This is a genomic window from Streptomyces sp. NPDC005955, from assembly GCF_042871255.1.
GTDB lineage: Bacteria > Actinomycetota > Actinomycetes > Streptomycetales > Streptomycetaceae > Streptomyces.
In genome coordinates, this window is the sequence record NZ_JBIAIF010000024.1 from 12112 (window position 1) to 38711 (window position 26600).

The following is a 26600-nucleotide window of genomic DNA, read 5'->3' on the forward strand; positions in this document are numbered from 1 at the left end:
ACCATCGCCGGACGCGGCCCGGCTGCGATACCCGATTGATGTTGACCCATCCATGGGTGATACTCCACAAGCCCTGCCACCTTTTGCCCTGCCCTGATCAGCTTTTTAGATCGCTTTTGGTGATCCCGCTCTGGAGAAGACCACCCGATGCGCGCCCACCCCCACGCCGTCCGCGCCGTGTTCCTCCTGATGGGCTTCTACCTGCTGGGCACCGCACTCCTGACCGCCTGCGCCGTCGCCACGTACGTCCTGTTCCTCTGGGCGCCCGTGATCAGCAGCATCCCGCTGATCCTCGCGGTCCCGGTGCTGAGGGGCCTGTTCGTGCTGCGCGTTCCCACCGGGACCCGACCGGGGCTGCCGCTCACCGAGGCCGAGGAGCCCCGGCTCTGGCACACCGTCCGGGAACTGGCCGAGCGGGTCGGCACCGACCCCCCGTCCGAGATCGTGCTGACCGCGGACCCGGGAGCGTCCGTCACGGAGGACGCCCGGTTCCTCCTCCCGGTCCCGGGCACCCGGCGGCTGCACCTGGGGCTGCCCCTGCTGCTCGGACTGGACGAGGCACAGGTGCGGGCGGTGCTCGCCCACGAACTGGGGCACTACGCGCACCACGACACCCGGCTGGTCTCCCTCACGGTCCGCGGGCGGACCCAGGTCCTGCGGACCATCCAGCACAGCGAGTCGTTCGCCCACTGGCGGCGCAAGAAGGCGGTCGACGGGCACCTGAGGAAGGCGGCCAAGGCCGCGGCCCGGGGCCGGACCCGCAAACGGCGCAAGCACCTCAGGCGGGTGGTGCTGCTGCGCCGCTACTCCGGCACCAGCCTGCGGATGCTGATCCGCCTCTACACCGCCTACGGGAACCACTACCTGCGCAGCACCCTGGCCCTCTCCCGGCGCCAGGAGTACGCGGCCGACCGGGCCGCGGCGCGGATCACCGGCCGGGCCGCCACCGTCTCCGCCCTGCGCGAGGTCCCCGTCCTGGAAACCGCACACGAGCAGTACCTCCGCGGGTACGCCCTGATGGGGGTGGAGGCGGGACTGCTCCCGCCGCACGGCGAGGTGTTCGGCGGCTTCGGTGCGCTGCTCGCCGCACGGGCCCCCGAGTTGGCGGCGCTACGGACCGGGCCGCCGCGGTCCGCACCCTCCCCGTACGACTCCCACCCACCCGTGGCGGACCGGATCGACCGGATCCGGGAACTCCCCGCGGACGCACCGGGTGACGAGGACGCCCGACCGGCCACCGCCCTGCTGAGCGACCCGGGGCGAACCGCCCGGGCGCTGGAGGACGTGGCCCTCGCCGCGGACCTGCGGGGGCTACCCCGCGCCGCGGGGTGGCCGGAACTGCTCCACCACACCATGGAACACGGGGCGCGCAGATCCACCTCCGCGCTGCGCCGTGCCCTCGCCGCCCACACCGGCGGGCCCGCCACGTCCACCGCGCTGCTCGCCGTGATCGACGCGGGCGGGCTGGACGCACTCGCCGAGCGACTGCCCGTTCCGGCCGGGGAAGCCCCGGACCCCCGGGGTGCGGCGTACGGAGCGCTGCATGACATGTTCCTCGCCGAACTGACCGAACGGAACCTGGTGCGCTGGGAGTTCTCCTGGCAGCGGGCCGCCCGTCCCCTTCTCGTGCACCCCGTCGCGGGCTCGGACGACGGTGCCGCCGCCCTCGCGTCGGCCGTCACCGCGGCGGTCGCCCGGCCACCCGACACGGCCCCGCTACGGCTGCTGCTGGCCCACGCCGCAGCCGGCCGGTGAGCCCGCGCCGCAGCAGCCCGTCAACGCGGCCCGAACCGGCCCTCACCCGCGGCGACCAGACCCGTCTCGTAGGCGATGACGACCAGTTGCGTGCGGTCGTGCGCCCCGAGCTTGGCCAACAGCCGTCTGACATGGGTCTTGACGGTGGCGACGCTCACGCCCAGATGGTCGGCGAGGACCGGATTGGGCAGCCCCCGGGCCACCAGACGCAGGATCTCCACCTCCCTCGGGGTGAGGGCCGACAGGTCCTCCGCGAGCGCCGGGCGCGGCTCGTCCCGTCCGGCGAACTCCCGGATGAGCCGCCGGGTGACCGCGGGGGCGAGCAGGGCGTCACCGGAGGCGACGACCCGGATCGCCGTGAGCAGGTCGGCGGGGAGGATGTCCTTCAGCAGGAAGCCGCTCGCTCCGCCGCGCAGCGCCGCGTACACGTACTCGTCGAGGTCGAAGGTGGTCAGGATCACCACCCGGGTCCCGGCCGCCGCGGGGTGGGCGCAGATCCGACGGGTGGCTTCGAGGCCGTCGACCCCGGGCATCCGGACGTCCATGAGGACGATGTCGGGGAGCAACCGCAGGGTGAGGTCGACGGCTTCCTCACCGGTCACGGCCTCGCCGACCACCGTGAGGTCCGGGACGCTGTCGATGAGCAGCCGGAAGCCGGTCCGCAGCAGGGCCTGGTCGTCGGCGATCAACACGCGCACCGGCCCGCTCATCGCGCTCCCCCGTCCGCGCCGGGCAGCCGGGCGTGGACCCGGAACCCGCCGTCCGCCAACGGCCCGGCGGTACAGGTGCCGCCGCACATCGCCGCCCGCTCCCGCATCCCGACGAGCCCGTGTCCGCCGCCCGCCCGACGGCCGGTGAACCGCGCGGCCCGGGGCGGCGGCACGTTGACGATGTCGACGTCGACACCGTCCGGTGCGGTGCGGGACACCGTCACCCGGCAGTCGGCCGACTCCGCGTGCCGGACCACGTTGGTGAGGGCCTCCTGGACGATCCGGTAGACGGTGAGTCCCGTGGTCGGGAGCAGGTCCACCTCCGGGTCCATCCGCAGGTCCACCCGGGGTCCGGCGGTCGCGACGAGGGCGGGCAGGTCCGCGAGGCCGGGCACCGGCCCCCGCTGCGCCTCCTCCAGCGGGGTGCGCAACACCCCGAGCATGTGGCGCATGTCGGCGAGCGCGGTCCGGCCGGCGGCCCCGACCAGGGCGAGGGTCTTCTCGACCTCCCCGGGGTTGGTCGCGGCGACCGCGCGGGCGACCTCGGCCCGTACGGTGATCACCGTCAGGTGGTGCGCCACCATGTCGTGGAGTTCCCGGGCGATGCGCAGCCGTTCGTCGGTGACGGCCTGTCGGGCGAGGACCCGGGCGTGCAGTCGCTGGTCGCGCTGGGCCGTGCCGATCAGCCAGGGCACGGTCAGCAGCAGCGCGACGAAGACGATGCCCGAGATCGTCTGGGCGGGGGTCGCCGGTCGCACCAGGGTGGTGGTGACGGCGACCGCCGTCAGTGCGCCGACCAGTGCGGTGACGGCGCGGCGGCGGGACTCCTGGGAGGCCACCGTGTACAGCGCCAACGGCACCACGAGCCACGCCTCCTCCCAGCGCAGGGTCAGTACGGAGACGACCGTCCCGGTCAGCACGGCGTACAGCACGGGCAGCGGCCAGCGGCGGCGCACCGCGATGGGCAACCAGAGCAGTACGGCCGCCGTGGCGGGTGCCCAGCCGGTCAGTGCCTCGCCCGTCCCGAAGGCGGCGGCGAGCAGGACGGCGGCGCCCGCGTCCACCCACCGCCAGAAGTCCGTGCGCAGCCTCCCCGCCAGCAGGGGTCGGGGCTCCTGTTCGTCCATGGCAGCAGGCTACGCAGCGCGGCGGGGCGGTCCGGTCCGTCCCGAGGACGTGATGTGCACGGCGGAGTCCTCCGTGCGGCCGACGTCCGGCGTACCCTCCTGGGCTGACGCCCGGGACGCGGAGGGGGCCGGTGCTCAGCCCAGTCGGGTGCCGCAGTCGCAGCAGAAGCGGGCGCCCGGGTCGCGCGGGGGCCGGCCGCACCCGGCGCAGGGGCCGCGGGTCGCCGCCGGGCGGCCCGCACGGCCGGGGCGTCTGCGGTGGACGGTGAGGTAGGTGAGCCCGGTCGGGTCGGCACCGATCCCGTGCGGGGTGCCGCGCGCGAGCCACACCACCGTGCCGGGGGCCAACTCCCGTCGCGTGCCGTCGGCCACCGACCAGCCGGCGCCCCCGGTGACGTACAGCAGCACGTCGAGGTCGGGTTCGACGTGCGGGGCCACCTCGGTGCCCGGACCCAACCGGACCACGTGGGCGTCGAGTTGCCGTGCTCCGGCCACCAGTCGCCATAACGTCCCGCCCGGTTCCCGCGGGGACCTGCGGATCAGTTCGGGTACCCGTGCGAGCACTCCGGTCGACGAAGAGGACGTCATGCCTACCACCTCCGGCCAGGTCGGGGGACGTCGGCCACGGCGGACCCGGGACCGTGCGGCGGCGCGTGACGCCCGCCCGGTGGTCGAGGAGCCGTGGTGCCCTGCGGTACGTCCGGCGGACGCCGTCCGTTCAGTGCGGCGCCCGCGCCGGACCGAAGTCCCCGCGGGCGCCGTGTCGGTGCGGGTGCTACGCGTCCGGTGCGGCCCGGCCGGGGACGCACCGCAGGGACAGGACCATGGTGAGGCCGCCGCCGGGGGTGTCCTCCGCGGTGAGGGTGCCGCCGATCGCCTCGGTGAAGCCGCGGGCGACGGCGAGACCGAGGCCGACGCCGGCGCCCCGGGGCACGTCCCCGTAACGCTGGAAGGGTTCGAAGATGCGGTCCTTGGCCTCGTCGGGGACGCCCGGGCCGCGGTCGACGACGCGGATCTCGACGCGGTCGGCCATGGCGCTGGCCGCGACGAGGACCCGTGCGGCGGCGGGACTGTACTTGACGGCGTTCTCGACGACGTTGGCGACCGCCCGCTCCAGCAGGCCCTTGTCGACGGAGACCATCGGCAGTCGCTGGGGGATGTCGAGCAGCACGCTCGCCTCCGGGTCGGGCAGCCCGCCCAGCGCCATCGGGACGACCTCCTCCAGATCGATCGCCCGGATCAGGGGTTGCACGGTGCCGGTCTGGAGGCGGGACATGTCGAGGAGGTTCCCGACGAGGTTGTCCAGCCGGTCGGCGCCCTCCTCGATCGCGGCCAGCAGTTCCGCCACGTCCTCCTCGGACCAGGCGACGTCGTCGGAACGCAAGGAGGACACGGCGGCCTTGATCCCGGCGAGCGGGGTGCGCAGGTCGTGGCTGACGGCGGCGAGCAGCGCGGTGCGGATGCGGTTGCCCTCCGCCAGGGTGTGCGCCCGGTCGGCCTCCTCCTGGAGGCGTTGGCGGTCGAGGACGACGGCGGCCTGCGCCGCGAAGGCGGCGAGCACCCGCCGGTCCTCCGCGGGCAGCACCCGCCCGGACAGCGCCAGCGCCATGTCGTCCCCCACCGGCATGTCCACCTGGGCGTCCTCGGGCCGGCACACGGGCGCGGGTCCGACGCTGCCGGCGCAGGTCCAGGGGGCGACCTCGTCCTCGCGTTCCAGCAGGGCGACGGATTCCATGGCGAAGGTCTCGCGGACCCGGTCGAGCAGCGCGTCGAGGGAGGTCTCCCCGCGCAGGACGCTGCCGGCGAGGAAGGAGAGGATCTCCGACTCGGCGCGCAGCCGGGCCGCCTGGTGGGTGCGGCGGGCCGCCAGGTCCACCACCGAGGCCACCGCCACGGCCACCCCGACGAAGATCACGATGGCGACGATGTTCTCGGGGTCGGCGATGGAGAAGTGGTGCAGCGGCGGGGTGAAGAACCAGTTCAGCAGCAGGGAACCGAAGACGGCGGAGGCCAGTGCGGGCCACAGTCCGCCGAGCAGGGCCGCACCCACCGTCAGGGTGAGGAACAACAACATGTCGTTGGCCAGGCCCACTTCGGGGGCGGCCAGGTCGAGCAGCAGGGTGAGCAGGACCGGGCCGAGGATGCCGACGAGCCAGCCGCGGACGACCCTGGTCCGGCCGAGGCGTCCGCCGTGGGCTCCGGGCAGGCCGCGGCCCTTGCCCATCTCGTCGTGGGTGACGAGGTGCACGTCCAGGTCGGGCCCGGACTCCCGGGCGACGGTGGCGCTGACGCCCGGGCCGAAGACGTACTGCCACGCTTTGCGGCGCGAGACGCCCAACACGATCTGGGTGGCGTTGACTCCGCGGGCGAACTCGAGGATGGCGGTGGACACGTCGTCGCCCACCACCTGGTGGTAGGTGCCGCCCAGGTCCTCCACCAGGGTGCGTTGGACGGTGAGTTCCTTCGGGGAGGCGGCGGTGAGACCGTCACTGCGGGAGATGTAGACCGCGAGGACCTCGCCCCCCGCACCCTTCTCCGCCAACCGCGCGGCACGCCGTATCAACGTCCGCCCCTCCGGCCCGCCGGTCAGCCCCACGACGATGCGTTCGCGTGAACCCCAGATCCGTGAGACGCGGTGTTCGCTGCGGTACTCCTTCAGGTACTCGTCGACGCGGTCGGCGACCCACAACAACGCCAACTCCCGCAACGCCGTCAGGTTCCCCGGCCGGAAGTAGTTCGACAACGCCGCATCGACCTTGTCCGACTGATAGATGTTCCCGTGCGCCATCCGCCGCCGCAAAGCCTGCGGCGACATGTCCACCAGCTCTATCTGATCCGCCCGCCGCACCACCTCATCCGGCACCGTCTCCCGCTGCCGCACCCCCGTGATCGACTCCACCACATCACCCAACGACTCCAAATGCTGGATGTTCACCGTGGAAATCACATCGATCCCCGCCGCCAACAACTCCTCCACATCCTGCCAACGCTTCGCATTCCGCGACCCCGGCACATTCGTATGCGCCAACTCATCCACCAACGCCACCGCAGGACGCCGCGCCAACACCGCCCCCACATCCATCTCCGAAAACACCGCACCCCGATACCCCAACTCCACCCGCGGCACCTGCTCCACCCCGTGCAACATCACCTCCGTACGAGGCCGCCCATGATGCTCCACAAAAGCCACCACACAATCCGTACCCCGCTCCACCCGCCGATGCGCCTCCGACAACATCGCATACGTCTTCCCCACACCCGGCGCCGCACCGAGGTAGATCCGTAGCTTCCCGCGTCCCATCCGTTGGTCCTCACCTCTCGAAGCGGTAGCCCATGCCGGGCTCCGTGATCAGATAGCGGGGGTGTGAGGGGTCGGGTTCCAGTTTGCGGCGCAACTGGGCCAGGTACACCCGCAGGTAGTTCGATTTTCCGCTGTGCGAGGGGCCCCACACCTCGCGCAGCAGTTCCTGCTGGCCGACCAGGCGGCCGGAGTTGGTCACCAGGATCTCCAGGACGTGCCATTCGGTGGGGGTGAGCCGGATGTCACGGCCGGCGCGGGCGGCCCGTTTGGCGACGAGGTCGACGGTGAAGTCGTCCGTGGTGACCAGCGGCGGGTTCAGGCCGCCGACGACGCTGCCGCCGCGTCGTACGGCGGCCCGTAGCCGGGCCAGGAGTTCGTCCATGCTGAACGGCTTGGTGACGTAGTCGTCGGCGCCGGCGTCGAGGGCGGCGACCTTCTCCTCGGGCGTGCGGCGCGCCGACACCACCACGACGGGGACCGGGCTCCGTCCGCGGAGCACCCGGAGCACGGCGACGCCGCTCATGTCGGGCAGTCCGAGGTCGAGGAGTACGGCGTCCGGTGGTCGGTCGGCGGCCCGGCTGAGGGCGGTGACGCCGTCGGTGGCGGTGTCGGTCTCGTAGCCGCGGGCTCTGAGGGTGATGACCAGTGCAGTGACGAGTTGGGGATCGTCCTCCACCACCAGGACCCGGGTCATCGGTGTGCGGCCTCCTCGGTCGGGGCGCCGTGCGGGTGGCCCGGGTCCGGCGTCGCGCTGGGCGGGCCGGACCCGGGTCCCGGCATCAGCGGCGGGTGAGTTCCTTGAGGGCGATGTTCAGTTCGAGGACGTTCACGGTGGGCTCCCCCATGAAGCCGAGCAGTCGGCCCCGTTCGTGTGCGTCCACGAGTTCCTGGACCCGTTCGACGGGCAGCCCGTTGCGGGCGGCGACCCGGCGGACCTGGAGGTCCGCGTACGCGGGGGAGATCGCCGGGTCGAGGCCCGATCCGGAGGAGGTCACCGCGTCGGCGGGCACGTCACCGGGGGCGACCGGGTGGCCGGGCACCGAGTTGTCCTTGACCACCGCGGCCTGCGCGGCCTTGACCTGTTCGATCAGCTCCGGGTTGTCGCCGGCCAGGTTGGTCGCACCGGAGAGGATCAGACGGTACTGGGTGTTGACGGAGTTGGTGCCGAGGCCGTTCTGGGGCCGGCCCTGGAACCACTTGAGGTCGGCCGTCGGGGTCTCCTCGCCCTCCTCCAGCGGCAGGTTGTACGCCTGCCCGATGAGCGCCGAGCCGACCACCTTGCCGTCGGACGTGATCTCGGAGCCGTTCGCCTTGTCCCGGAAGAGGCCCTGGGCGACCCCGGTGACCGCGAGCGGGTAGAGCACGCCGGTCACCAGGGTGAGCACCAGCAGGGCGCGCAGTCCGGCGGCGAGCAGCCGGGCGGTGTTCGATACGGAGGTGTTCATGGCGGTCAGCCGATCCCGGGGATGAGGGAGAGGAGCAGGTCGATGGCCTTGATGCCGATGAAGGGCGCGATCAGTCCGCCGAGGCCGTAGATGCCGAGGTTGCGGCGGAGCAGCTTGTCGGCGCTCACCGGTCGGTAGCGGACGCCGCGCAGGGCGAGCGGGACCAGCGCGATGATGACGAGCGCGTTGAAGATGACCGCGGACAGGATGGCCGAGTCGGGCGAGTGGAGCCGCATCACGTTGAGGGTGTCGAGGCCCGGGTACACGGCGGCGAACAGCGCGGGGATGATCGCGAAGTACTTGGCGACGTCGTTGGCGATGGAGAAGGTGGTGAGGGCGCCCCTCGTGATGAGGAGTTGTTTGCCGATCTCCACGATCTCGATGAGTTTGGTCGGGTTGGAGTCCAGGTCGACCATGTTCCCGGCCTCCTTGGCGGCGGAGGTGCCGGTGTTCATCGCGACGCCCACGTCCGCCTGGGCGAGGGCGGGGGCGTCGTTGGTGCCGTCCCCGGTCATCGCGACGAGTTTGCCGCCGGCCTGTTCCCGTTTGATGAGGGCCATCTTGTCCTCGGGGGTGGCCTCGGCGAGGAAGTCGTCGACTCCGGCCTCGTCGGCGATGGCCTTGGCCGTCAGCGGGTTGTCCCCGGTGATCATGACGGTCTTGATGCCCATGCGGCGCAGTTCGGCGAACCGTTCGCGCATGCCCTCCTTGACGACGTCCTTGAGGTGGATGACACCGAGGACACGGGCGCCGCGGTCGTCCTCGACGGCGACCAGCAGGGGCGTCCCGCCGGCTTGGGAGATCCGCTCGGCGGCGACGCTGGCGTCCGGGGCGGGGGTGCCGCCCTGGTCGCGGACCCAGGTGAGGACGGAGCCGGTGGCGCCCTTGCGGATCTTGCGGCCGTCGACGTCGACGCCGGACATCCGGGTCTGGGCGGTGAAGGAGATCCATTCGGCGCCCGCCAGTTCGCCCCGGTGGCGTTCGCGCAGTCCGTACTCCTCCTTGGCGAGGACGACGATCGAGCGGCCTTCGGGGGTCTCGTCGGCGAGTGAGGACAGTTGCGCCGCGTTGGCGACCTCGGACGCGGTGGTGCCGGCGACCGGGACGAACTCGGCGGCCTGGCGGTTGCCGAGGGTGATGGTGCCGGTCTTGTCGAGGAGCAGGGTGGAGACGTCGCCCGCGGCTTCGACCGCGCGGCCCGACATGGCGAGCACGTTGCGCTGCACCAGTCGGTCCATGCCGGCGATGCCGATGGCGGAGAGCAGGGCCCCGATGGTGGTGGGGATCAGACAGACGAGCAGCGCCACCAGGACGACCATGGACAGTTCGGTGCCGGCGTAGTCGGCGAACGGGGGGAGGGTGACGACCGCGAGCAGGAAGACGATGGTGAGCGAGGCGAGCAGGATGTTGAGCGCGATCTCGTTCGGGGTCTTCTGTCGGGCGGCGCCCTCGACCAGGCCGATCATCCGGTCGATGAACGTCTCGCCGGGTTTGGTGGTGATGGTGACGACGATGCGGTCGGAGAGAACCTTGGTGCCGCCGGTGACGGCCGAACGGTCGCCGCCGGACTCCCGGATGACGGGGGCGGACTCGCCGGTGATGGCGGACTCGTCGACGGAGGCGACGCCTTCGACGACGTCGCCGTCCCCGGGGATGATGTCGCCGGCCTCGCACACCACCCGGTCCCCGACGCGCAGTTCGGTGCCGGGCACCTGTTCCTCGCCGTGGCCGTCCTGGGTGAGGCGGCGGGCGACGGTGTCGGTCTTGGCCTTGCGGAGGGTGTCGGCCTGGGCCTTGCCGCGGCCTTCGGCGACGGCTTCGGCGAGGTTGGCGAAGAGCACGGTGAGCCACAGCCAGGCGGAGATGGTCCAGCCGAACCAGTCGCCGGGGTCCGCGAGGGTGAACCCGGTCGTCAGGACCGAGCCGACGAGGACGACGAACATGACGGGCGACTTGACCATCACGCGGGGGTCCAGCTTGCGGAAGGCGTCGGGCAGCGACCTCAGCAGTTGCGCGGGGTCAAAGAGTCCGGCGCCGACCCGTCCGGCGTCCTGGTGCCCGGTCGGGACGTCCTGGTGGGGCGCCCGGCTCGGGGAGGCACTGGGGGGCGCGGGAACGGTCATGGGGTCACCTGCGGGGTTGTCGGTGCGCGGGGTCATCAGGCCAGCCCTTCCGCGAGCGGGCCGAGGGCCAGGGCGGGGAAGTACGTCAGCCCGGTGATGATGAGGATGGTTCCGGCGAGGAGCCCGGTGAACAGCGGCTTCTCCGTGCGGAGGGTGCCGGCCGTGACGGGCACGGGCTTCTGTTCGGCGAGCGAGCCGGCGAGGGCGAGGACGAACACCATCGGAACGAACCGGCCGAGGAGCATGGCGAGGCCGATCGTGGTGTTGTACCACTGGGTGTCCGCGGTGAGTCCCGCGAAGGCGGAGCCGTTGTTGTTGGCTCCCGAGGTGAAGGCGTAGAGGACTTCGGAGAAGCCGTGCGCTCCGGGGTTGAGCATGGAGTCGGGCGGGGTGGGCAGGGCCATCGACGCGGAGGTGAAGACCAGGACCAGGGTCGGGGTGACGAGGAGGTAGCAGGCGGCGAGTTTGATCTCGCGGGTGCCGATCTTCTTGCCGAGGTACTCGGGGGTCCGGCCGACCATGAGTCCGGCGAGGAACACGGCGATGACGGCCATGACGAGCATGCCGTACAGGCCGGAGCCGACGCCGCCGGGCGCGATCTCGCCGAGCATCATGCCGAGCATGGTGATGCCGCCGCCGAGGCCGGTGTACGAGGAGTGGAAGGAGTCGACCGCGCCGGTCGAGGTGAGGGTGGTGGACACCGCGAAGATCGCCGAGGCGCCGATGCCGAACCGGGTCTCCTTGCCCTCCATCGCGGCGCCCGCGATCTCGTAGGCGGGCGAGCGGTGGGCGAACTCGGTCCACCACATCAGGGCGATGAAGGCGACCCAGATGGTGACCATCGTGCCGAGGATCGCGTAGCCCTGGCGCACCGAGCCGACCATGACGCCGAAGGTGCGGGTGATGGAGAACGGGATCAGCAGGATCAGGAAGATCTCGAAGAGGTTGGAGAAGGCGTTGGGGTTCTCGAACGGGTGGGCGGAGTTGGCGTTGAAGTAGCCGCCGCCGTTGGTGCCGAGTTCCTTGATGACCTCCTGGGAGGCGACCGCGCCGCCGTTCCACTGCTGGCTGCCGCCGGTGAACTGGCCGACCTCGTGGATGCCGGCGAAGTTCTGGATGGCTCCGGTGGCGACCAGCACGATCGCGCCGATCACCGCGAGGGGCAGCAGGATGCGCACCACGCCGCGCACCAGGTCGGACCAGAAGTTGCCGAGTTCACCGGTGCGGGAGCGGGCGAAGCCGCGGACGAGGGCGACGGCGACGGCCATGCCGACGGCGGCGGAGACGAAGTTCTGCACCGCCAGGCCACCGGTCTGGACGACGTGGCCCATGGCCTGTTCGCCGTAGTACGACTGCCAGTTGGTGTTGGAGACGAACGAGGCGGCCGTGTTGAACGCCTGGTCGGGGTCGATCGAGGCGAAGCCGAGGGAGCCGGGCAGGCTGCCCTGGAGCCGTTGGAGGGCGTACAGGAAGAGGACGCCGACGGCGGAGAAGGCGAGGACGCCGCGGAGGTAGGCGGGCCAGCGCATCTCGGCGCTCGGGTTGGCGCCGATGCCCTTGTAGATCCACTTCTCGACCCTCAGGTGGCGGTCGGAGGAGTAGACGCGGGCCATGTGGTCACCCAGCGGGCGGTAGGCCAGGGCGAGCGCGGCCACCAGCGCCAGGAGCTGGAGCACTCCAGCGAGTTCGGGGCTCATGACCGGGCTCAGAACCTCTCCGGGTAGATGAGGGCGAGGACGAGGTAGCCCAGCAGGGCGACGGCCACGATCAGGCCGATGGTGTTTTCGACGGTCACAGCTTCGTCACCCCCTTGGCGACGAGCGCCACCAGTGCGAAGACCGCGATCGTGGTGACGACGAAGGCCAGGTCGGCCATCGTGAGCTCCTGGGTTGAGATCGGTCGACCAGGTCGACCGAATGCAGTCGGATGAGCGGACTGTTCGAGGAAACCTGCAATCCCGCCTCCGACCGCCGCCGTTGACGCTCCTCTTACGGCGCCCCGCACGGTATTGACGGCTCCCATACGCTTCCCCGGCCCGCCGCTCTGACCTGCGGAAAGATCACCTGAACGGCGGTCGGTCGGTCACGCGGTCCGGCTGCGGTGCGCTCCGCGCGACGGGCAGGCGGAGCACCATCGTCAAGCCGCCGCCCGGGGTGTCCTCCGGGGTGAGGGTGCCGTCCATGGCCTCGGTGAGCCCCCGTGACAGGGCGAGGCCGAGCCCGAGGCCGCTGGTGTTGTCGGTGTCGCCGAGCCGTTGGAAGGGCTCGAAGATCCGTTCCCGTCCGGTCGCGGGCAGCCCGGGTCCCCGGTCCGCGATCCGCAGCTCGACCCGGTCGGCGAGGGCGCTGGCGGTGAGCAGCACGGGGTGCGCGGGCGGACCGTGGCGGACCGCGTTGGCGACCAGGTTCGCGAGGACGCGCTCCAGCAGCGGGGGGTCGGCCAGGACGTCCGGGACCCGTTCCAGGTTGCGGACCTCGACCGTCGGCAGCCCGCCGGGCAGGGACTCCAGGGCCGGGGCGATGACCTCCTCCAGGGCCGTGGGGCGCAGGCACAGGGTGAGCGCCCCGGCCTCCAGCCGGCTCAGGTCGAGCAGGTTCTCCACGAGGGCGCTGAGCCGGGCCATGGAGGTGTCGGCGGTGGCGAGGAGTTCTTCGCGGTCCCGGGCGCTGAACTCGACGTCCCGGCTGCGCAGCGAGGTGACGGCGGCCCAGCCCGCGGCCAGCGGGGTCCGCAGGTCGTGGCCGACGGCCCGCAGCAGCGCCGTCCGCATCCGGTCGGCGGCCCGTACCGGCTCTATCTCGGCTGCGGCCCGGGCGAGCCGGTCCCGTTCGACGGCGGCTCCCGCGTGGGCGGCGAACGCGACCAGCACCCGCCGCTCGGAGGCCGCCAGGGTGCGTCCGCGCAGCACCAGCCGGGTGTCGGGCCCGGCGGCGACGGTGGTGACGGCTTCCTCGGCGGGGTCGGAGGGGGCCCGGGTGCCGGTGGGCGGGGTGGTCGTGGTGTCCGCGAGGAGGAGTCCCCGGGCCGCCGGTCGGGTGTCGACGAGTTCCACCGAGGTGACGCCGAAGGTCTCCCGGGCCCGGTCGAGGAGGGCCGGGATGGTGGCGTCGCCGCGCACGATGCTGCCGGCGAGGGAGGAGAGGGTCTCGGCTTCGGCGGTGGCGCGGGCCGAACGTCTGGACAGCCGTAGCGAGCGGTCCACGACGGCGGCGACGGTCGCGGCGACCACGGCGAAGACCGCGAGGGCGATGAGGGCGTTGGCGTCGTGGAGGGTGAAGCGGCCGACGGGCGGGATGAACCAGTAGTTGAGGAGCAGCGAGGCGGTGACCGAGGCGACGACGGCGGAGGTGACCCCGCCGATGCAGGCGACGGCGACCACCGCGAGCAGGAACAGCAGGGCCTCGCTGGTGAGGTCGAGCGCGGCGCGGGCGGCGTCCAGGTCGAGCAGCAGGGTCAGCAGGACGGGGAGCAGGAGCCCGGCGACCGGTCCGGCGGCGGTGCGCGCCGGGGGCAGGGTCCGCCGTCGGGAGGGCAGCAGGGTGCCGCGTCCGGCGCGTTCGTGGGTGACGATGTGGACATCGATGTCGCCGGAGAGCGCGACGATGGTGTCCCCGGTGCCGCGTCCGGTGAGGAAGCGTTCGACCCGGCCCCGGCGGCTGGTGCCGAGCACCAGTTGGGTGGCGTCCTCGGCGCGGGCGAACTCGACCAGGGCGGTGGGCACGTCGTTCCCGACGACCGAGTGGTACGTCCCGCCCAGGCTCTCGACGAGTCGTCGTTGCCGGGCCAGTGCGCCGTGCGAGGTGCTGCCGGCGGCGAGCCCGTCGCTGCGCGTCACGTGGACGGCGAGCAGATCGCCCCCGGCGGCCCGGTCCGCGATCCGGGCGGCGCGCCGGATCAGGGTGTCGCCCTCGGGGCCGCCGGTCAGGGCGACGACGACCCGTTCGCGGGTCTCCCACACTCCCCCGATGCCGTGCGCGGTGCGGTAGTCGTGCAGGGCCTGGTCCACCTGGTCGGCGAGCCAGAGCAGCGCGAGTTGGCGCAGGGCGGTGAGGGTGCCGGGCCGGACGTAGCTGGCGAGCGCGGCGTCGACCTCGTCGGGCGGGCAGATGTCGCCGTGCACCAGTCGGCGGCGCAGGGCGTCCGGCGGGACGTCGACCAGTTCGATCTGGTCGGCGCCGCGGACGAACTCGTCGGGCACCCGCTCGGGTTGTGCTACGTCGGTGATCTTCTCCACCACGTCGCTGAGGGACTCCAGGTGGCGGACGTCGACGGTGGTGGCGACGTCGATGCCGGCGGCGAGCAGGGCCGCCACGTCCTGCCAGCGGTGGGGGTGGGGCGAGCCGGGCGGGTTGGCGCGGGCGAGGTCGTCCACCAGGGCGAGGCCCGGGCGGCGGGCCAGCAGGGCGCCGAGGTCGAGGCCGGGCGGGGCGCCGGGGGCGGCGGGCAGTGCGGTCAGTCCCTCGGTCAGGGCCAGGGTGCGGGGGCGGCCGTGGGAGTCGACGGTGCCGATGACGACGTCCGTGCCGCGGGCCGCCCTGCGGTGGGCCTCCTCCAGCATCCGGCAGGTCTTGCCCGCGCCGGGCGCGGCGCCGAGGAACACCTTGAGACGGCCGGGGCCGCTGCTGCGGCCCGGGGGTGCGGGGGGTACGGGGGCGTGGTCCATGGGCGGGGCGCGAGGGGCCGGGCCGGCTCAGAACCGTTCCGGGAAGATCAGGGCGATCACGAGGTAGCCGATCAGGCTGAGGGCGACCAGCAGGCCCACCACGTTCTCGACGGTCATGGGATCGACTCCTTCGGGGGGGGCCGCGGACGTGCTCGCAGCGGGTCCGGCGGGCGGGGGTGGTGCTTCCACGGAACCCCGGACGGAGTGGGCGCGTACCGGTCTTGACGGGGCCTTGTCGGCCGGGCCGGTGACGTTGACACCCTGTTGACGCGCGGACGGGCGCGGGTTCCGCCGGACGGGTGGGGTCGCTCACCGCTCCCGGCGGGGGCCTCGGCGGCGGGGGCGGAGCGCGGCCCCCAGCGCTCGGTGCACCCAGCACCCACCCCGCTATGAACCCCGTGTATACACCGTGCGTATAGTGACAGCCATGCACGAAACCGATCAGCCCGACGCCACCACGGCGCCTCAGCAATCCCCTACGGCCGACAAGACGGACGAGCGACGTTTCAGGTTGCGTCCGCGCACGGTGGTGATTGCTGTGGCGGTCCTCACAGCCGGGGCGCTCGCCGCCGTGGGCATCGTCGACTGGCTCCGCATCGACACGGAGTCGCCCGCCGACGTCCGCTCCGCCGCGGGCGACGACGGCAAGGGCGCCTTCGGCTCCGTCGACTGCCGCGAGAAGAAGTGCATAGCCCTGACCTTCGACGCGGGCCCGGGCCAGTACACCCCGCGACTGCTGCGCATCCTCAAGGAGGAGAAGGTCCCCGCGACCTTCTTCCTGCTCGGCCGCAAGCACATCGACACCTATCCCGAACTGGTCAAGCAGATGGCCGCGGAGAAGCACGAGATAGCCAGCCACACCTGGACGCACCGCAACCTCACGGACCTCTCCACCGACGAGGTGCGCGAGGAACTGGAGCGGACCAACACCGCGATAGAGAAGCTGATCGGCCGCAAGCCGACCCTGATGCGGCCGCCGCAGGGGCGGACCAACGACGACGTGAACGAGATATCCCGCGACCTCGGGCTCTCCGAGGTGCTGTGGACCGTCACGGCCAAGGACTACAAGACCAACGACTCGGACCTCATCGAGGAGCGCGTCCTCGACCAGGCGGGCCGCGACGGCATCATCCTGCTGCACGACATTTACCGCGGAACGGTGCCCGCCGTGCCCGGCATCATCACCGAACTGAAGTCCCGGGGCTACACCTTCGTCACGGTGCCCCAGCTCTTCGCACCGGGGGTCCCGGAACCGGGCAAGGTCTACCGCTGAGCCCCGCGGCCGACCGGCCGGACGACCCCCGTCGGGGGACCTACCATCGGGGCATGGCCCTCGTCGCGCTGGAACGCACCACCCCCCTCGGGCCCGTCGAGGCCTGGGAACGGCTGGTGGACTGGGAACGGCACGGTGCGTTCGTCCCGTGCACCCGGCTCACCGTGACCACCGCCCCGCCCGTGGGCCGGGGCACCCGACTGGTGGCCAGGACCGCGATCGGCGGGCTCGGGGTCGACGACCCGATGGAGATCGTCGAGTGGGTGCCGCCGCAGGAGGACCGGGCCGGGCACTGCCGGCTGGAGAAGCGGGGGACGTGGGTGCGCGGCTGGGCCGAGATCCACGTCCGGCCCGACCCCCGCGGCAGCCGGGTGTCGTGGCGGGAGGAGATCCGCGTCCGCGGAGTGCCCTCCTGGGGCGACCCGCTGCTCGCGGCGGCCGGCCGCTCGACGTTCGGGCGCACCGTCAACGGACTGCTACGCGGACGGCGTTAACCCGCCGCCCTCCCCCCACCACACCCACATATCATCCGTTCATGTCACCGCGCAGCAACTCGCCCACCCCGGAGACCGTCCTCGTCCACGACGGCACGACCGCGCGGTTCGACGGGGCGCGACTGCTCATCGTGCGCCAGCGCACCACCTGGACCATTCCGGTGCGCGCCCTGCGCTCCACGGACCTGCGCTCCGACGGCACGGTGCGGGTGGAGATCAGCGGCCCGGCCGACGCCGCCGAACACGGCCTGGATCCCGTCCTGGAACTGCGCGGACCCAACCGTCGGGCGGCCGAGGCCTTCTTCGAACAGCTACGGCCCGCCATCGCCCGAACGGGCACCCACTCCAACGGCCACGCCCTGGTGGACCGGTACGACGCGTCCGCGACCCGCCGCGAGCTGTCGCCCGGGGTGCGCCGCGCGCTGCTCATCACGGGCCTGCTCCTGCTGTACTACGCGGTACTCGTCGTGACCGACTGGTTCGCGACCCGGAGCCTCGGGCTGACCATGGTCCTCACCTTCGTGAGCGGCACCGCCGGAATCGGCGGCGGGATCACCCTGTGGCGGGTCGGGCGCCGGTTCCGGTCGCTGCGGCTGCTGCGCCGACGCGGGATCACCGTGGTCGGCACGGCCACCGGCCGGGTGCGGATCTGGAGCGACGGGGGCCACCTGTGGGAGTTCTCGCTGATGGACTTCACCACGGTCGACGGGAGGCGGATGAAGGACGTGCACTCCGTCGTCACCGTCTGGGGCCTGTCCGAGGCGACCCGGGGCCCCGTCGAGCTGACCTACGACCCGGAGCACCCCACCCGGGCCAGCCGGCGCCCCACCGTCGGCTTCGTCGCCCGGACGCTGCTGCTGGCCACGGTCGGCCTGGTGCTGTGCGGGGCCTTCACCCTCGCGCACCTCGTGGCGTTCACCGTCTGAGCGGCCCCCGGAGCCCCCGGCGGTTGGCTGGCCCGCACCCCGGTCTTGTAGATTCGTATGAAGAACAGGACACGGGGTTCCCACGACTCCCGGACGTTCGACCGGAACCACGGGACCGGTCACCTCGGAACACAGACGGACGGATCGGCGGCGACACCATGCGGCTGCGCGCACTGTTGGACACGGACGCGCTGGGGCTGCGGCTGCTCGGCGGCGAGGACGAGCTGGACCGCACGGTGCGCGGCGTGATGACCACCGACCTGCGGGACCCCAGCCGCTATCTGTCGGGCGGCGAGCTGGTGCTCACCGGGCTCGCCTGGCGGCACGACCCCGACGACTCCGAACCCTTCGTCCGCATCCTGGCCACCGCAGGGGTCGCCGCGCTGGCCGCCGGCGAGGCCGAACTCGGGGACGTGCCCGACGACCTCGTACGGGCCTGTGCCCGGCACCGGATACCGCTGTTCGCGGTCAACGAGCGGGTCGCCTTCGCGACCATCACCGAACACGTCGTCCGGCAGGTGTCCGGCGAACGCGCGGGCGACCTCGCGGCCGTGGTGGACCGGCACCGACGGCTGATGACCCCCGGCCCCGCCGGCGGCGGTCCGGACGCGGTGCTGGAACTGCTCGGCACCGACCTGGACCTACGGGCCTGGGTGCTGTCGCCGACCGGCCGACGGATCGCGGGGCCGCACACCGCCGGACGCACCCTGTCCGAGGAGGCGTGCACCGCACTCGCGACGGCGCACCTGGCAGCCGCCCGCACGGGCCGCCGCGGACCGTACCGGACCCGGGTCGGCGACGCCCCCTACGCCCTGTTCCCGGTGCGCGGCGGGCGCGGCAGCGCACCGACCGGCGGCCCGGGCGCCCACGAAGGGGCACTGGCGGAGTGGGTGCTCGCGGTCGCCGCGGACACCTCGGACTGGCCGGAGGAACGGCTCGACCTGCTGCACGGGGTGACCCAGCTGATCGCGGTGGAGCGGGACCGCAGGGACGCCGCACGCACCGTGCGGCGTCGGCTCGCCCACGAGGTGCTGGAACTGGTGCGCTCGGACGCCGCACCGACCGAGATCGCGGCGCGGCTCCGGGTGGCCGCCCCGGTCCTGCTGCCCGGACTCGCCGGGGCCCCGCGCTGGCAGGTGGTGGTGGCCCGGGTCCAGTGGGCGGCGGGCCGGGGCGAACGGGACCAGCGCGACGAACGCGAGGAGCGGAGCACCGAGGCGGGCGACGGCGAACGCAAGGGCGCCGAGGAGCGCGGCCGGCTCGCGCGGGCCCTGCTGGAGGAGGTCCTCGTCGACCCGCTCGCCACCGGCACCGAGCCGGCCGACCGGATCGCGGTCGCCTACGCCGGGGACGAGGCCGTCGCCCTGGTGCCGCTGCCCTCGACCGCCGCCGGACCGCCCGGGCCGACCGACGCCACGGAATCCGATGCGGATGACGGTGCCCGGGGCGGCGAGCTGGTGGCCGACCTGCTGTTGCGGTCGGTGCGGGAGCCGCTGGCCGCGGGGCTCGGCGCGGACGGACGGCTCACGCTCGGGGTGAGCGCGGCCGTGCACTCGGCCGAAGGACTGCGCGGGGCGCTGGAGGAGGCCCGGCACGCCCGGCGGGTCGCCGCGGCCCGCCCGGGACCGGTCAGCGCGGCGGGCCACCAGGAACTGGCCTCGCACGTCCTGCTGCTGCCGTTCGTCCCGGACGACGTGCGCCGGGCGTTCACCGCACGGCTGCTCGACCCGCTGCGGGAGTACGACCGTCGGCACCGGGCGGACCTGGTGGAGACCCTGGAGGCGTTCCTCGACTCCGACGGCTCCTGGACCCGCTGCGCGGCCCGGCTCCACCTCCACGTCAACACGCTGCGCTACCGCGTCGGGCGTATCGAGCAGTTGACGGGACGGGACCTGTCCCGGCTGGAGGACAAACTCGACTTCTTCCTCGCCCTACGGATGAGCTGACGCCCCAAGGGCCCCGTCCGCTCCGCGGCGTCGCTTCTACCCCGGTCGAGCGGGTTTCGCACCCCGAGGCTTTGTGAAAACTTTCACCCACCCCCTTGGCCCGGCCCGCCGATCCGTGCTGAGATTCCGCATCGGCTCTGGAAACGCGGGACATGCTCGGGGAGGGCAATGTGGCGTTTACCGCCATGTCTGGTTCAGGAACGACCGAGGGTGACGATCCGCTCCAGATCGCCGTATGGCGGTTGCGTTCACGCGCCTGTTGGAGCGACGCCGCGGCACTGCTGGAACGACGGGCACGGGCGGACGCGGGAGCCGCGCTCCAGCGGGTCGCCCTGTTCGTCGAACGGTGCCTCTACACCGAACAGGGCTGGGCGGAGGCCGAGGACGCACTGCGCACCGCCGAGGCGCTCGCCCGCAGCGACGACGAACGCGGCGCCGCGGCCTGCGAACGCGGACAACTCGCGTACGCGGCGACCCTCCTCGGGGTCCGCGACCGCGCCGACGAGGCCCGGTCCGCCCTGGGACGGGCCGCCGCGCTGATCGCGCCCGGAGCGCCGGCCCGCGCCCTGCTGGACTACCGCCGGGGTCTGATCGCCGAGAACCTGGCGGACTCGCCCCAGGCCGCCCGCGCCGCTTACCGGCGCGCCCATGCCGGAGCCACCGCCACCGGGGACGCGCTGCTGCTCTCCTTCACCTGGCGCCAGCTCGCCGGGCTCGCCCTCCAGGACGGCGAACTCGCGGAGGCCCGGCACGGCTTCGCCGAATCGCTGCGCATCCGCGAGGAGCTCGGCTACCTGGTCGGCACCGCGCCGGCGCTCGCCTCCCTGGCCGCCGCCGAAACGGAGCCGGAGGCGACCCGGCTGCGCCAGGAGGCGGGGCGCCTGCTGCGGCTGCTCGGCGGCGTGCCCACCTGGTTGGCGCAGCAACTGGCGACGGCCCAGGTGGCCGCGGCGAAGCCGGTCTAGCGGCGGCCCGGCCCTTCAGCCGGCGGCGGGGCGGGGTCAACCGCCCGCGAAGTGGGCCCGGACCAGCGCCCCGACCGCGGTGGCGTCCCGCGCCGTGAGGGCGTCGAGGAGCGCCGCGTGCTGGGCCGCGTCGGTCATCAGGTCGACCCTGCGCATCGACAGCGGCCCGCTGAGCAGGGGCCACTGCGCCCGGCGGTGCAGGTCGTCGACGACCTGGATGAGCTGCTGGTTGCCGGACGGGGCGAGGAGGGCGCGATGGAAGGCCCGGTCGGCCTCCGCATAGGCCGCCAGGTCTCCGTCCGCCGCCGCGACCGCCGTCTCGTCCGCCAGCGGACGCAGTGCGGCCCAGTGGGACGCGGGCACCACGGCGATCAGCCGCAGCATCACGGGCACCTCGATCAGCGCCCGGACCTCCGCCAGTTCGGCGAGTTGGCGGGCGCTGCGCTCGACCACGCGGAACCCCCGGTTGGGCACCACCTCGACGGTGCCCTCGGCGGCGAGCTGCTGCATGGCCTCGCGCACGGGGGTGGCCGAGACGCCGAGGCGTTCACCGAGCGCGGGCGCCGAGTACACCTCGCCGGGCACCAGTTCCCCCTCCACCAGGGCGACCCGCAGCGCGGCGAGCACCTGCCCGCGCACACTGGCCCGGACCACCGGCCTGGGGCGCCGGGGCAACGGGGGCTCCCCGTGGGTGTGCTCGCCCCGGGCCACCGGATCAGGGGCGGGGGAACGCGGCTGCGCGGGGACCCGGGCGGGCGGGGCGGGGCGCTCGGGGCGGGGGCCCGGCCCCGGGTTCGCTAACGGGCGCGGCGCGGTACCGAACGGCGGGCAGGACGCGTCGTCGCCCGCCGCGCCGGGGCCGGTCGAGCCCCGTGCGGGGAGTGGTCCGGGACGGGTCATCGTGGTCCTCCTCCGGCGCTCGTGCGCTGCGGCGGCCACTCGGCCGCACCCGGAGAACGATAGGGGGCGGGCCGTCACTTCACACCACGATCATATCGGGTAAGGTTACCCTAACCTGTAGGCATTCGTGATTCGGTGGTCCCCATGAGCGCACCCGCACCGGCCGCGGACGCCTCCCGTCCGGGTGACGCGCCCCCCGGCGCCCCGACCGAGGACCGCCTGCTCGGCGGAGGTCTGCCGGGCGCCGCGCCCCACCCCTCCCCCTCCCCCGTCGCCGCGGCCTACGCCCGACTGACCGAGGTGTTCCCGGGGCTGCGGATCGACGAGCTCGCGCCCGGGGAGCGGCAGCCGGAGGGCGGCGGCTGGGTGTCCGCCACGCGGCTGGCCGAGGGCGGCAGCGACCTCGACGCCTTCCTCGCCTGGGACGAGGCGCAGGTCCGCAAGGACTACGGCCAGCCGGCCCGCCCCGACGTCGTGGCGACGTTCGGACTCCACCGCTACGCGTGGCCCGCCTGCCTCCTGGTCACCGTGCCGTGGTTCCTGCACCGCCGGGTCCCCCGGTTCCCGGCCGGACGGGTCTCCTTCCAGCGGGCGCTGGGCCGGATGTCGGTGCGCACCGGGGCGTTCGCGTGTCTGCCCGACGACCCGCTGTCGGGCCATCCCGACGCCCGGGTCGTGGCCGACGAGGAGGCCCTGCGCGAGGAGGTGCGGGCGGCGGTCGCCGAGCACCTGGAGCCGCTGCTCGGCGGGTTCGGTCCGCGGATGCGCCGCCGGGGCAGGGCGCTGTGGGGCATGGCGACCGACGAGGTCGTCGAGAGCCTCTGGTACGTCGCGCACCTGATGGGCGAGGAGCAGCGGGCCATGCGCGAGCTGGAGGCGCTGCTGCCCGGCGCGACCCGGCCGTTCGTCGGGGCGGCCGGATTCCGGACGTTGACGGGTCTTCAGGGCCAGTCTTTGCCAACCCGCGACCGCGCGAGCTGCTGTTTGTTCTATACGCTGCGGCCCGAGGAAACCTGCGTCACGTGCCCCCGGACGTGCGATGGCGATAGGGTGTCAAGGCTCAGTGAGGCAGCTTCCTCCTGAACGACCCGTACCGGTACTGTGATGCGAACTCAACTCGCATCACTCGCGCGGGAGTTCGGGTGGGCGGCGGCACGTGGCGGTTCCCCACACCCCCTTGGCGTTCTCTTGCACCGAAACCTCCTGAGCAACCCCGGGTTTGAGGAACGATGGCGCCCGAAAAGCCCTACTGCGACGCAAGGGACGCGTGATGAGATTGACCGACATATCGCTTAACTGGTTGCTTCCGGGCGCCGTACTGCTCCTGGGCATACTGGCGGCGGTAGCGGTAATGACGCGGTCCAAGCGGGCCAAGGACCCCGCCAACAAGGCCGTGGACGACTCCTGGGAGCGCAGCGAAGAGCGCCGCAGGCGCAAGGAAGCGATGTACGCCACCGCTTCCTACGTGTTGTTGTTCTGCTGTGCGGCGGTCGCCGCCGCCCTGTCCTTCCACGGACTGGTCGGCTTCGGCCGGCAGAACCTGAACCTCTCCGGCGGCTGGGAGTACCTCGTTCCGTTCGGTCTGGACGGCGCGGCCATGTTCTGCTCCGTCCTCGCCGTGCGCGAGGCCAGCCACGGTGACGCGGCGCTCGGTTCGCGGCTGCTGGTGTGGACGTTCGCGGGCGCGGCGGCCTGGTTCAACTGGGTGCACGCACCGCGCGGCCTCGACCACGCGGGCGCTCCGCACTTCTTCGCCGGGATGTCCCTGTCGGCGGCCGTGCTCTTCGACCGCGCGCTCAAGCAGACCCGTCGTGCTGCGCTCCGCGAGCAGGGCCTGGTGCCCCGCCCGCTGCCGCAGATCCGGGTGGTCCGCTGGCTGCGTGCGCCGAGGGAGACCTTCGCCGCTTGGTCGCTGATGCTGCTCGAAGGCGTCCGCACCCTCGACGAGGCCGTGGACGAGGTGCGCGAGGACCGTCGCCAGAAGCTGCACAACCGTCAGGTCCGGCGTGAGCAGGAGAAGCTGAAGCGTGCTCAGCTGAAGGCCATAAGCCGTAGCCACCACCGGGGCGTCCTGACCCGCGGTGGCCGCCAGGTGGAGGTGCAGCCCGCGGTGACGGCGGGCACGGGGTCGGCCCAGTCCGGCGCGGACCCTGCTATACCGGAGGAACAGCTGCCCTCTCCCACGTCCCCGCGTTCCCTCACCCCCGTCCGTCGCGGCGGTGAACCCATCACCGTCGATCTGACGGCCGAGGACGACACCCAGGCCCTACCGAGGCTCGATTCGTTGGAGCGCAAGCTCAAGGACCTGGAGCAGCAGTTCGGCTGAGGACCCTTCACGGGTTCCGGCCGGTCCGGGAACGGGCGCCTTCCGGGGCGGTGGCACACGGCGCGAGCCGGGGCCACCGCCCCGGCGTCGTTCCCGCAACCGCCGGCTCAGGGGTGGCCCGCCTCCAGCTCGAACCAGACCGTCTTGCCGATGCCGAGGCCCCGTACGCCCCACCGGTCGGACAGCGATTCCACCAGCAACAGCCCCCGGCCGCCCGTCGCCTCGTGCGGCACCGGTCCCCGGGGGCGCGGGCGGTAGCGGACGAAGTCCCGCACCTCGACCCGTAGCCGCCGCGGTCCGGCGGCCACCCGCAGGACGGCGGGGCGGTCCGTGTGGACCAGTGCATTGGTGACCAGCTCGCTGGTGAGCAGTTCGGCGGTCTCCGCCTGGCCGGGGCGCCCCCAGTGACCGAGGAGTTCCCGTACCGCGCGGCGCGACTCCGGGACCGCCCGCAGGCCGTCCGTCCGGGAGAACCTCCGCTTCAGCCGCCGCACCCTCGCCCGCCCCGCCATGGCCCCCGCCCCCATGCTGTGTCCGCCTCGCCTTCCGCGCATCGTTCGAACGCCTACACCGGAATGCATGCCCGCCACGGTCGCCAGCACACCTGGGGGCCGCCCGCCCGCGCCCGGCTGACCACGGCGATTACCTGACGGGTAATCGCCACGCCCCCGGGGTGTGGAACAGACTTCGGGCATCACGACGGAGCGCGCGATGCAGGCGCTCGTTGTCGTCCGAGCACCTGCCCACCGGGAGAAGAACCACAGTGAAGCGTCTCGTCTCCACCGCCCTCGTGACCGCCCTCGGCACCGCCGCCCTGGCGGTCCCCGCCTCCGCCGCCACCACGGACGGGGTGCCGACCACCGACTTCAGCGTGACGGCCACCGGACCCGAGCGGGCCACGCCGGGCGAGACGGTGGAGTACGTCGTCACCGTCACCAACAAGGGGCCCGGCGCCGCCCCCACGATCCTCGGCGTGTGGCTACCCAAGGGCTCCAGTGAGATCACCTACGCCTCCCGGCGCGTGGCGAGGAACTCGATCATGCTGAACACCTTCAACCCGGGCGAGGTCCGGAAGTTGAAGATCACGGCGAAAATGGGCAGCCGAGACAACCAGATGGAGCTGCCGGCGGCCTTCGGAACGTACTCGGGGCCGAAGAACGAACCCTTCTACAAGGAATCGAACATGGGGGACGACTACTCCCACGTGACGACCGTCAACGAGAAGGGCGATCCCTTCCAGGGCCCCGACGCCCAGCTCGGCTTCACCGGGGAGATCGGCGCCGGGGACCAGGAGGGTGACCTGGTCACACAGCAGCTGACCTTCACCAACACCGGGCGTCACCGCACCTCGGTCCTCGAACTGTCGGGCCGTGTGTACCCGGGGTCGGGCACCATCGTCAAGGTGACCGGGCTGGAGGACGCCCGCGGAGTGACCTCGACGGTGGGCTTGCAGTACACGGTGCCCGCCCTCGACCCCGGCAAGACCCGTGTGGTCGTCATCACGACGAAGATCACGCCCACCACCGGGGGGATCGGCGGCAAGTACTTCGTGGGCGCGGCCAAGGGCGGCGACCAGGAACTCGACCTGCGCCGCTGACCCGTCCCCCGTCCCCGCCCCTTCACCGGGGCCACCGAGACGCGCTCCGGGGCCCGTCCCACACCCGGGCCCCGGAGCGTCCTTCCACACTGGAGCACACCGTGCGACGCCTCACCTCCACCACGATCGTGACCGCCCTGGGCGCCACCGCGCTGCTGGTCCCCGCCAGCGCGGCCCACGCCCACGAGTACGAGTACGACACCGTCCAGACCGACATCGGCGTGACGGCCGTCGGCCCGGAAGCGGCGACCCCCGGGGATGCGGTCACCTACACCCTCAAGGTCACCAACTGGGGCCGCGCGGCGACCTCCACGTTCGTGCGGCTCACCCTGCCGACCGGTACCACCGACGCCACCCACGAGGACCGCCCCGTCGTGACCAACCGGCTCCTGGTGAACAATCTGCCCCCCGGCGAGACCGACACGTTCAAGGTCACGGCCAAGATCGGCAGCCACGGGAACGCCAAGGACCTGCCCGCCAACTTCGTGGTCGACGGGGGCGAGGGCGACTTCCCCCTCTACCGGGACACGAACCCGAGCAACGACACCGTCAACGTCACCACCAAGAACACCAAGGAGGTCGTCGGGCCCCGGCTCAGTCTGAAGGGCGTGCTCAAGGGCATCAAGCAGACCGGGCGGACGCACGTGCACAAGGTCACGGTCACCAACACCGGTGACGCACCGACCGAGCGGGTCCAGTTCACCGGTTCGATGCACCCCAAGTCCAAGGGCGTCTTCGGGGTGAAGGGAGTGAAGGACGCCAACGGCACGTTCAACTCGACGGGGCTGAGCTACTCGCTGCCCGCACTGAAGCCCGGCGCCTCGCGAGTGATCACCGTGGGCGTGCGGACGACCAAACAGCCCGGTGGGTTCGGCGGGTTGTACACGGCGGGGGCCGTCGGCACGGACGTCGACCTCGACCTGCGCGGCTAGGCCGTTTCTTTCGGATCACCTCGCCGACCAGATGTGGATGGCGGCGAGGTGGAGTCCGGCGAGGTAGATGGTGGCGGTCTTGTCGTAGCGGGTGGCCAGGCCGCGCCATTGCTTGAT

The 26600-nt window shown here is 72.7% G+C and carries 23 protein-coding genes; 10 read left to right on the top strand and 13 right to left on the bottom strand.

The annotated features are described in order from the left end of the window. Positions 1–147 precede the first annotated feature (147 nt). Complete coding sequence (locus ACFYOU_RS32745) at positions 148–1755, top strand: M48 family metalloprotease (RefSeq protein ID WP_391310849.1); 1608 nt, start codon at positions 148–150, stop codon at positions 1753–1755. A gap of 20 nt (positions 1756–1775) precedes the next feature. On the opposite strand, the gene ACFYOU_RS32750 is transcribed toward ACFYOU_RS32745, so the two are convergent. From ACFYOU_RS32750 to kdpF (ACFYOU_RS32800), 11 genes are all read right to left on the bottom strand, one after another. After that, on the bottom strand, positions 1776–2465 hold the full coding sequence (locus ACFYOU_RS32750) for a response regulator (RefSeq protein ID WP_391310851.1): 690 nt from the start codon (positions 2463–2465) through the stop codon (positions 1776–1778). Beyond that, entirely contained in the window at positions 2462–3592 is a 1131-nt protein-coding gene (locus ACFYOU_RS32755; RefSeq protein WP_391310853.1) for a histidine kinase, read from the bottom strand. Before ACFYOU_RS32755 ends, ACFYOU_RS32750 begins: the two co-directional genes overlap by 4 nt. 135 nt (positions 3593–3727) lie before the next feature. After that, the gene (locus tag ACFYOU_RS32760) at positions 3728–4087 is read right to left on the bottom strand and encodes an AraC family ligand binding domain-containing protein (RefSeq protein ID WP_391310855.1); all 360 of its coding nucleotides are present in this window, start codon (positions 4085–4087) and stop codon (positions 3728–3730) included. A 280-nt stretch (positions 4088–4367) separates the two neighbouring features. Beyond that, a complete protein-coding gene (locus ACFYOU_RS32765; protein WP_391310857.1) occupies positions 4368–6893 on the bottom strand; it encodes a DUF4118 domain-containing protein in 2526 nt (841 codons plus the stop codon). A gap of 10 nt (positions 6894–6903) precedes the next feature. Beyond that, positions 6904–7587: a response regulator gene (locus ACFYOU_RS32770; RefSeq protein ID WP_391310858.1), complete on the bottom strand. Its 684-nt coding sequence runs from the start codon at positions 7585–7587 to the stop codon at positions 6904–6906. A gap of 85 nt (positions 7588–7672) precedes the next feature. Then, complete coding sequence (locus tag ACFYOU_RS32775) at positions 7673–8338, bottom strand: potassium-transporting ATPase subunit C (RefSeq protein ID WP_391310860.1); 666 nt, start codon at positions 8336–8338, stop codon at positions 7673–7675. Between the two features lie 5 nt (positions 8339–8343). Then, positions 8344–10497 (bottom strand): potassium-transporting ATPase subunit KdpB, encoded by a 2154-nt coding sequence (kdpB, locus tag ACFYOU_RS32780; RefSeq protein ID WP_391310862.1) that lies wholly within the window; start codon positions 10495–10497, stop codon positions 8344–8346. Then, positions 10497–12158, bottom strand: a complete 1662-nt coding sequence (gene kdpA, locus ACFYOU_RS32785) for a potassium-transporting ATPase subunit KdpA (protein WP_389774132.1) — start codon at positions 12156–12158, stop codon at positions 10497–10499. The genes kdpB and kdpA overlap by 1 nt, the downstream gene beginning before the upstream one ends. 8 nt (positions 12159–12166) lie before the next feature. Further along, positions 12167–12256: a K(+)-transporting ATPase subunit F gene (kdpF, locus tag ACFYOU_RS32790; protein ID WP_385493318.1), complete on the bottom strand. Its 90-nt coding sequence runs from the start codon at positions 12254–12256 to the stop codon at positions 12167–12169. Positions 12257–12520: 264 nt separating this feature from the next. Beyond that, positions 12521–15124 (bottom strand): ATP-binding protein, encoded by a 2604-nt coding sequence (locus tag ACFYOU_RS32795; RefSeq protein ID WP_391310865.1) that lies wholly within the window; start codon positions 15122–15124, stop codon positions 12521–12523. Positions 15125–15151: 27 nt separating this feature from the next. After that, entirely contained in the window at positions 15152–15241 is a 90-nt protein-coding gene (gene kdpF / locus ACFYOU_RS32800; protein WP_385493321.1) for a K(+)-transporting ATPase subunit F, read from the bottom strand. Between the two features lie 310 nt (positions 15242–15551). Between kdpF (ACFYOU_RS32800) and ACFYOU_RS32805 the strand changes: the two genes are divergently transcribed. The 5 genes from ACFYOU_RS32805 (at position 15552) to ACFYOU_RS32825 (ending at position 20728) form a co-directional block, all read left to right on the top strand. Continuing rightward, positions 15552–16397: a polysaccharide deacetylase family protein gene (locus tag ACFYOU_RS32805; protein ID WP_391310868.1), complete on the top strand. Its 846-nt coding sequence runs from the start codon at positions 15552–15554 to the stop codon at positions 16395–16397. A 53-nt stretch (positions 16398–16450) separates the two neighbouring features. Further along, positions 16451–16891 (top strand): SRPBCC family protein, encoded by a 441-nt coding sequence (locus tag ACFYOU_RS32810; RefSeq protein WP_391310870.1) that lies wholly within the window; start codon positions 16451–16453, stop codon positions 16889–16891. A 41-nt stretch (positions 16892–16932) separates the two neighbouring features. After that, positions 16933–17817, top strand: a complete 885-nt coding sequence (locus ACFYOU_RS32815; RefSeq protein WP_391310872.1) for a hypothetical protein — start codon at positions 16933–16935, stop codon at positions 17815–17817. A 158-nt stretch (positions 17818–17975) separates the two neighbouring features. After that, positions 17976–19763 carry a PucR family transcriptional regulator ligand-binding domain-containing protein gene (locus ACFYOU_RS32820; RefSeq protein WP_391310874.1) on the top strand — a complete coding sequence of 596 codons (1788 nt, stop codon included), beginning with the start codon at positions 17976–17978 and terminating at the stop codon, positions 19761–19763. Positions 19764–19915: 152 nt separating this feature from the next. Further along, the gene (locus tag ACFYOU_RS32825; protein ID WP_391310876.1) at positions 19916–20728 is read left to right on the top strand and encodes a hypothetical protein; all 813 of its coding nucleotides are present in this window, start codon (positions 19916–19918) and stop codon (positions 20726–20728) included. A gap of 36 nt (positions 20729–20764) precedes the next feature. Here ACFYOU_RS32825 and ACFYOU_RS32830 read toward each other — a convergent pair whose 3' ends face one another. After that, a complete protein-coding gene (locus tag ACFYOU_RS32830; protein WP_391310878.1) occupies positions 20765–21628 on the bottom strand; it encodes an FCD domain-containing protein in 864 nt (287 codons plus the stop codon). Between the two features lie 144 nt (positions 21629–21772). Here ACFYOU_RS32830 and ACFYOU_RS32835 point away from each other — a divergent pair, with 144 nt between their 5' ends. Both ACFYOU_RS32835 and ACFYOU_RS32840 read left to right on the top strand, forming a co-directional pair. Then, complete coding sequence (locus ACFYOU_RS32835; protein WP_391310881.1) at positions 21773–22711, top strand: (2Fe-2S)-binding protein; 939 nt, start codon at positions 21773–21775, stop codon at positions 22709–22711. A gap of 187 nt (positions 22712–22898) precedes the next feature. Beyond that, positions 22899–23954 carry a DUF2637 domain-containing protein gene (locus tag ACFYOU_RS32840; protein WP_389774109.1) on the top strand — a complete coding sequence of 352 codons (1056 nt, stop codon included), beginning with the start codon at positions 22899–22901 and terminating at the stop codon, positions 23952–23954. A gap of 107 nt (positions 23955–24061) precedes the next feature. On the opposite strand, the gene ACFYOU_RS32845 is transcribed toward ACFYOU_RS32840, so the two are convergent. Next, positions 24062–24466, bottom strand: coding sequence for an ATP-binding protein (locus ACFYOU_RS32845; RefSeq protein ID WP_391310888.1), 405 nt, complete (start codon positions 24464–24466; stop codon positions 24062–24064). Positions 24467–24717: 251 nt separating this feature from the next. On the opposite strand from ACFYOU_RS32845, the gene ACFYOU_RS32850 reads away from it, so the two are divergent. Together ACFYOU_RS32850 and ACFYOU_RS32855 are read left to right on the top strand one after the other, a co-directional pair. After that, on the top strand, positions 24718–25551 hold the full coding sequence (locus ACFYOU_RS32850; protein ID WP_391310883.1) for a hypothetical protein: 834 nt from the start codon (positions 24718–24720) through the stop codon (positions 25549–25551). Positions 25552–25652: 101 nt separating this feature from the next. Next, a complete protein-coding gene (locus tag ACFYOU_RS32855) occupies positions 25653–26483 on the top strand; it encodes a hypothetical protein (protein ID WP_391310885.1) in 831 nt (276 codons plus the stop codon). The last annotated feature ends 117 nt before the right edge of the window (positions 26484–26600 follow it).